This window comes from Micromonospora phytophila, assembly GCF_023656545.1.
Taxonomy (GTDB): Bacteria; Actinomycetota; Actinomycetes; order Mycobacteriales; family Micromonosporaceae; genus Micromonospora; species Micromonospora phytophila.
This window is the reverse complement of record NZ_JAMOKF010000042.1, coordinates 21,504-27,655: the sequence shown is the minus strand read 5'-3', so window position 1 is coordinate 27,655 and position 6,152 is coordinate 21,504. Positions and strand designations below refer to the sequence as shown.

Annotated in this window: 8 protein-coding genes; 5 read left to right on the top strand and 3 right to left on the bottom strand. The window is 68.1% G+C overall.

Going from position 1 to position 6,152, the window contains the following annotated elements:
• Positions 1-85: 85 nt before the first annotated feature.
• Positions 86-514 carry a GNAT family N-acetyltransferase gene (locus NCC78_RS32475; protein ID WP_372495092.1) on the top strand — a complete coding sequence of 143 codons (429 nt, stop codon included), beginning with the start codon at positions 86-88 and terminating at the stop codon, positions 512-514.
• Between the two features lie 161 nt (positions 515-675).
• Here the strand turns inward: NCC78_RS32475 and NCC78_RS08845 are convergent, their stop codons facing one another.
• Positions 676-1,437: an alpha/beta fold hydrolase gene (locus tag NCC78_RS08845; protein ID WP_250793276.1), complete on the bottom strand. Its 762-nt coding sequence runs from the start codon at positions 1,435-1,437 to the stop codon at positions 676-678.
• Positions 1,438-1,465: 28 nt separating this feature from the next.
• Here NCC78_RS08845 and NCC78_RS08840 point away from each other — a divergent pair, with 28 nt between their 5' ends.
• The gene (locus NCC78_RS08840) at positions 1,466-2,083 is read left to right on the top strand and encodes a TetR/AcrR family transcriptional regulator (RefSeq protein ID WP_250793274.1); all 618 of its coding nucleotides are present in this window, start codon (positions 1,466-1,468) and stop codon (positions 2,081-2,083) included.
• Between the two features lie 137 nt (positions 2,084-2,220).
• Here the strand turns inward: NCC78_RS08840 and NCC78_RS08835 are convergent, their stop codons facing one another.
• Positions 2,221-2,553, bottom strand: coding sequence for a hypothetical protein (locus tag NCC78_RS08835; RefSeq protein WP_250793272.1), 333 nt, complete (start codon positions 2,551-2,553; stop codon positions 2,221-2,223).
• Positions 2,554-2,685: 132 nt separating this feature from the next.
• Here NCC78_RS08835 and NCC78_RS08830 point away from each other — a divergent pair, with 132 nt between their 5' ends.
• Together NCC78_RS08830 and NCC78_RS08825 are read left to right on the top strand one after the other, a co-directional pair.
• Complete coding sequence (locus NCC78_RS08830; protein WP_250793270.1) at positions 2,686-3,036, top strand: hypothetical protein; 351 nt, start codon at positions 2,686-2,688, stop codon at positions 3,034-3,036.
• Between the two features lie 61 nt (positions 3,037-3,097).
• Positions 3,098-3,622: a hypothetical protein gene (locus NCC78_RS08825; RefSeq protein WP_250793268.1), complete on the top strand. Its 525-nt coding sequence runs from the start codon at positions 3,098-3,100 to the stop codon at positions 3,620-3,622.
• A 211-nt stretch (positions 3,623-3,833) separates the two neighbouring features.
• Here the strand turns inward: NCC78_RS08825 and NCC78_RS08820 are convergent, their stop codons facing one another.
• Entirely contained in the window at positions 3,834-4,949 is a 1,116-nt protein-coding gene (locus NCC78_RS08820; RefSeq protein ID WP_250793266.1) for a MerR family transcriptional regulator, read from the bottom strand.
• Positions 4,950-5,263: 314 nt separating this feature from the next.
• On the opposite strand from NCC78_RS08820, the gene NCC78_RS08815 reads away from it, so the two are divergent.
• Positions 5,264-6,151, top strand: coding sequence for an arginase family protein (locus tag NCC78_RS08815; protein ID WP_250793264.1), 888 nt, complete (start codon positions 5,264-5,266; stop codon positions 6,149-6,151).
• The last annotated feature ends 1 nt before the right edge of the window (position 6,152 follow it).

Below are 6,152 nucleotides of genomic sequence, written 5' to 3'. Positions count from 1 at the left end.
AGTAGGCGACGAGTCGTTCGAAGCCCAAGGCCACCGAATGATCGCCGAGGCGCTCTCGTCCTCCCCTGTCTGACGGAGCGAGGCGGTGAGCCCGTCCGACACCCCGCAACTCAGCACGACAGCGCACGGCGCCAGTTGCTACCAACGCGCGGACAGCGGCAGATGCGTGCGTTCGTCGTACAGGACGTCGCGCGGCGCGGGCGCCAGCTCAGGGAAGGGCGGGATCTGGGTGCTCGGCCACAAAACGCTCGCCCGTTTCGTCGTCGACCAGCGAGTTGATCAGGTACTGCGGCCTGAGCCCTCGGCGCAGATCCACACGGTGGTAACGGATGAGGCGCGGAACCAAGGGATCGGTTCGGCGTTGCTCGAGGCGGCGCAGGATTGGGCTGCGGCCCAAGGGATTGGCTATCTGTCCGCCGGGATCGATCACCGGAACGCTGACGCCGTGCGGTTCTATGGCCGGCACGGGTATGCCGATTCGGGTCGACTCTTGGGTAGGAGGGTCACTGCGTGACGCACCCTCATCGGCACATCGGCACGACCGGACGCCAGCACCGGCGCCGACGTCACCTTCGGTCACGAGCGCCACGCGGCAGATCCGGATGGTGGCGCCGCGCTTCCGTCGCTCCCGCATTAACCACTCGGACGGCTTCTTCCGCGGGTCGCCCCTCGGCTTCAGCGAAGGAATTCGCTGAGCACTGGGGCCAGGGTGCCCGCAGGCACGCCGTGCCACCCGCCGGGCAGGCTGCGGTGAACGGCCTGGGGAAGCAACTCCGTTACGACCGTTGCCATGTGAGTCAGATCGGTGGTGCTGCCCGTGCTGTCCAGTACCAGCGTCGGTGCCGTGACGTGTCGAAGCAGGTCCGCGTCGACGGTTTCGCTGAGCATGCTGTCGTACGCCAGCGTGGATGCGACGGAGACCATGGCGGACCAGTGCGGCGTGTCCCGCATGCCGGCGAGGGTCTCGGCGGGCACACCGATGCTGGTCAGGAAGAACTCCACCGCATCCGCGCCGGTGAGGCGCCGCAGTTGAGCGGTGAACGCTCGTTGCTCTGGATTGTCGCTTGCGGGCTCGATCGGCGGCTCAAGCAAGGCCAAACGACGTACGGCCAGGCCGGCTGCAGCCGCATGCAGCGCGACCAGGCAGCCGGACGAGTAACCGTAGAGCGTCGCCGCCCCGCCGACCGCGTCGATCAACGCCGCTAGGTCTTCCACCTCGCGTGCGGGGGCGTACGGCGGGGTGTCGGTGCTGGCGCCACGGCCGCGGCGGTCATACCGGACGACGGTGAAGTCCTCGGCCAGCAGGGTGGCGAGTTCACCCAGCGGACTGTTGGCGCGGAAGTGTCCGGCGGCGTCGATGAGGATGACCGTCGGGCCGGAGCCCTTCTGCTCGTACGCGATGCGGGTCCCGTCCCGGGACGTAATGACAGCCTTCATGAACTGAACGGTATAGTACAGTTGAGGGGTGCGGAAAGAGCAGAAGCGTCAGGCGATTCTCGATGCTGCCCTGGCGGAGTTCCTGGAACACGGCTACCGGGGTACAAGCATGGACCGGATCGCCGCTCGCGCAGCAGCCTCGAAAGTCACGCTCTATGCGCACTTCGCCGACAAGCAGGCGCTCTTCGAGGCCGTCATCACCAACGCGATCGCTGAAGCGGAGCGCTCAGGTTCACCGCTGACCGAATCACTGGCCGAGTCCCGCGACCTGGCCCGCGACCTGCGTGCTTTCGCCCGCGAACATGTCAGCACCGTCACGCAACCCCACTTGATCCACCTGCGGCGCATGATCATCGGCGAGGCCGGCCGGTTCCCCGAACTGGCCCGCACCTGGCATCGGCGCGCACCCGAACGCGGCGCCGCGACCCTCGCCCGCGCCATCGCCCGGCTCGCCGAGCGCGGACTGGTCCACGCACCGGACCCGCTGCTGGCGGCACAGCACCTGAACTACCTGATCCTGTCGATCCCACTCAACGAGGCGATGTTCGCGGTCCGCGAGCGCCACGACAAGGCCGATCTGCACCGTTGGGCCGACCAAGCCATACGGGTATGGCTCGCCGCGTATGGTGTTGCCGGGACGGCCTGATACTGCCGATCAACCAACCTTCCACTCCGCACTAACATCGGCAGATCCGCACCGCGAGCCCCGAGCGGTCACGTAGACGTCCGTAGCGCGCTGATCGCGGCATGACCGGATGCCTGAGCATGGTCCGACGGCTCGCTTCAGGGCGTGTAGGAGTGGGATCCTCCAAGCCAACGGCTCAGGTAATCGGACTGAATCTCACCCGTTAGTAAGCCGACGAGGGCCACGGAGAAGCCGGCCTGGTACTGCTCCCAATACGGCCCTTCCTCCTTGAACACCACCGGCCAGTCGTCGGGAGCCGCGCCAGGCTTGACGTGCCAGAAGAGCAGGTCGCCGTTGCCGGTGTGTCCCCACGGGATGAGGTTGTCGCCGGGGTCGAACCAGGATGGGACGTCGTCGCGCTGCGGTTCCCACTGCGACGAGTCACCCAGGTGCCAGCCTCCGGAGGCGTTGTCGGGTCCTCCGAAGTCCAAGCGAACGCACTCGTGGACCCAGGCGTTGTGCTGCAGCAGGTCTGCACAGTCGCGCGGTTCGTCGGGGGCCACCCGCACCGCCCCCGCGCCGGCACCGACACGCCGGCACAGCGGTGGGGCAGGATGGCAGTCGTGGCCAAGCCCCCACCCGAGTCGACCAAGACCAGCCTGCGTCAACGCCTGAGCGCGCACGCCCGCACCCGCTGGCCTGCCCTGACAGCCGTACCCGTGCGGTATCACGGCATCTTCGCCTACGTCGACGCGCGGCTCGCCGACGGCACCACCCTGCCGCTGTGCCGGCTACGCTACGGCGGCTCCGCCAGCAGGTGGGGCTTCGCGATCTACCTCGCCAGCCATGACGGCTACCAAGACTCCGTCCTGCCCAACGGGCTGCCCGCAGGCAGCCCGGAAGAAGCCCTCGACTGCGCCTGCGGCCTCTACCTCAACGATCCCACCGCCTGGACGCAACCCCCGACGAATTAACGACGAGAAGCACTAAGAATCAGCGCTCAAGCGATGTTTCCCCTTCAGCTATCGTCGCCAGATGCCCGGTGCCCGCACCGCCGTGACCGCCCTTGTCGCCCTCACGGTCGTTGACGTCTTCCACACCATCGTCGCCCTCGCAGCGTACGAGCACCGGATCGGTGTAGTGACCCACGACGGGTCCGGCACGGTGGACATGCTCGACACCATCGTGCCGCTTCGCGAGCTGTCCGCAGCGATGTTCTGTCTGCTGTTTCTCACGCTGCTTACCGCCTGGTCCGGCGTCGCCAACTGGGTCATCCGGGCCCGGCGCACCGGACCACCGGTCTCACTCACAGAGCCAGTGGCGTGGTGGCGGATAAGCGCGATCGTCGCCGTACCCTTCAACCTGATCGCAGCCGTGCAGTACCTGTCCGCCACCGCAGACGGGGGCGAGTACATGCGCACTGTCCTGGCCGAGACCACCCTGCTGCTGGTCGCCGCATCCGTGGCACTCGTGACCACCACGACCGCCGGTATCCAGGTCGTCCGGCACACCGCAGGAAACCAGCAGCACACCGCCGGTGCCCGAGCCACAACGGCTTAGTCGTCCACGTGACGCACGGTCGGCGGCATGAGCGTGCACCGGATCTGCGCGTCGCTCTCTCATGCAGCTCATGCGGTGGACCGACAAGTCCAAGCTCGACCTGTACGGCAAGGACGTCCAGGTTGAGCGCGCCACGGAGGGCCAAGCGTCGCCGCGGCAGTATCTAATGATCCCGACGGTCAGCTCTGGCGGAGTTCTCGTGCACGGTGGTTCAGGCTACGAGCAGGCGGAGACCGAGCTCTGCCGTGTCGAGGGCGACGAGGTCGCGGTTGCGCTCGGCCCACCTGCCTGAGGAAAGGTCTTCGCGGAGTGTGCTGACTGCACGTTGCTCAGCCTGCGGTCCGACTCTGGTCCATACCGAAACCGCGCGGCGTACATGTTCGTCCAGGTACGCCTCAGGCCGGCGCCAGTGCGCCTCGAAGAAGCCGTCAGCGCAGTCCCACGGGACGAGCACCGGCTCCGCGCGTCCTCCGATCGCGCGGGTCAGGTCGGCCAGGGACGGCCAGCCGACGAGAAGCTCAGCGAACTCAGGTAAGTAGTCGCGGGTGAGCCAGAACCGCTGACGCCAGCCGGTGTCATCGGCGTCGTACGTGAACACCACCACGCGGCGGGCCACACGCCGCATCTCACGCAGCCCGGCGACCGGATCCGGCCAGTGATGGACGGTGCTGACCGCCATCGCGGCGTCAAAGGACTGGTCCTCGAACGGCAGACTCTCCGCAGCGGCGGCCACGCACGGCGCCGCGCCCACGGGACGCTGCGCCCGCATGACCGCCGACGGTTCCACCGCGGTGACGTCGCGGTCGGGTGGTTCGTAGGAGCCGGTGCCAGCCCCGACGTTCAGCACCGTTCGTGCATCCCCCAGCGCGTCCCAGATGCGCGCGGCGATCCGTGGCTCGGTGCGCCGCGTCGCTGGGTAAGCGGATCCGATGGCGTCGTACAACTGCGCGCCGAACACCTTTAGTTGCTCCTCTGGCGTCGTCCTGATCCCCATTGCCCGTGCCTCCAGTTCCCTGTCTATGGCCGTCACCATCGCGGCAGCGCGGTCGCGCTGGTCCATCAGCAGGCCACGCAGCCGGCACAGGTGCGCGACTGCGTCGGTGGCCGGATCGTCAACCAGATCCGCGATCTCCCGCAATCCGAAGCCGAGCCGCCGGTAGGCGAGCACCCTCCGGAGTCGCTCCACATCGTTCGCGGAGTAGGCCCGGTGCCCAGCCGCAGTCCGCGTGGACGGCTCCAGGAGGCCGATCTCGTCATAGTGATGCAGTGTGCGGACGCTGACGCCGGCCAACTGCGCCACACGCCCCACGGTCAGGTGCTCCTCCACGCCACCGACTATGTGGCATGACGCCGCGTGAGGAGCAAGCGCTTCGCTGCTGACATGATCGATTTTCCGCTCATCGGCACGTCCGGATGCAGGCACCCTGCGATCCAGTTACCTTCCGTGACGAGCGCTTCGCGGCAGATCCGGATACTTGGCTCCTCCCGTCCCAGCGCCCTCGTGGCGATCCATGCGGGCGTATTCAGGTCCACTCGGTGCGATACGGCCAACTGCCCCGGATCCGCCCCATCTGAGGACTCACCCGGCTTGTGGAACAATATGCATTCCGACGACTCATTATGCAGAGAGCGGGTGTGGGGGTGCTGGGCGTCACGGTCCTGGAAGTACCGCAATGGCAGGGGTCGGGCTCACGTGGCGCGTACCGGTTGCGGCAAGGCGCGTCCGCGCTGGTCGGGCTGTTCCCCGCCGGGCAACGGGTGCGAGTCGACACGGACGGCCAACCGGCCGACTCCCGCGACGGCGTTGCCGCACTCGACACGCTCGCGGCGAACCTGAGCGCGGTACGCGCCGCCCACGCCAACGCTCGGGCGCGCGGGCGGACAGTTGTGACCGTCGGCGGGGACTGCGGTGTCGACCTGGCCCCCATTGAGGCGGCCGTGGCCGCGCATGGCGACCGGCTGACCGTGGTGTGGTTCGACGCGCACGGCGACCTGAACACCCCGGCCTCGTCGCCGTCCGGCGCGTTCCACGGCATGGTCTTGCGGGCCTTGCTCGGAGATGGCCCGCGCGAGCTGGCCCCGGCCAAGGCGTTGCGGCCGGACCAGGTGGTGCTGGCCGGTGTGCGCGCGCTCGATCTCGGGGAACGGGCGTTCGTGGCTGAGCACCGGATTCGGCACGTCGCGGCGGCAGGACTGGCCAACCCGTCCGTTCTAGTGGACGAGGTCGCCGCCACCGGTGCTGGCTGCGTCTACCTCCACATCGACCTCGACGTGCTGGACCCTGAGGTGTTCGGCGCCGTCGGCACGCCCGAGCCGGGCGGGCTGACCCTCGAACAGCTCATCACCGCCGTGCGCGACCTCGCCTCGCGGTTCACCATCGCCGGATTGTGTCTTGCCGAGTACGAACCGCAGGACGACGGCGACCGCGAGGTCCTCACCGGCCTGAGCGCCGCACTGGCGTCTGTTATGGACGACGACGCCGCGGACGGCACGGCGCAAGAAGTCGAACGCCTCGCTGCCAGGGCATAAC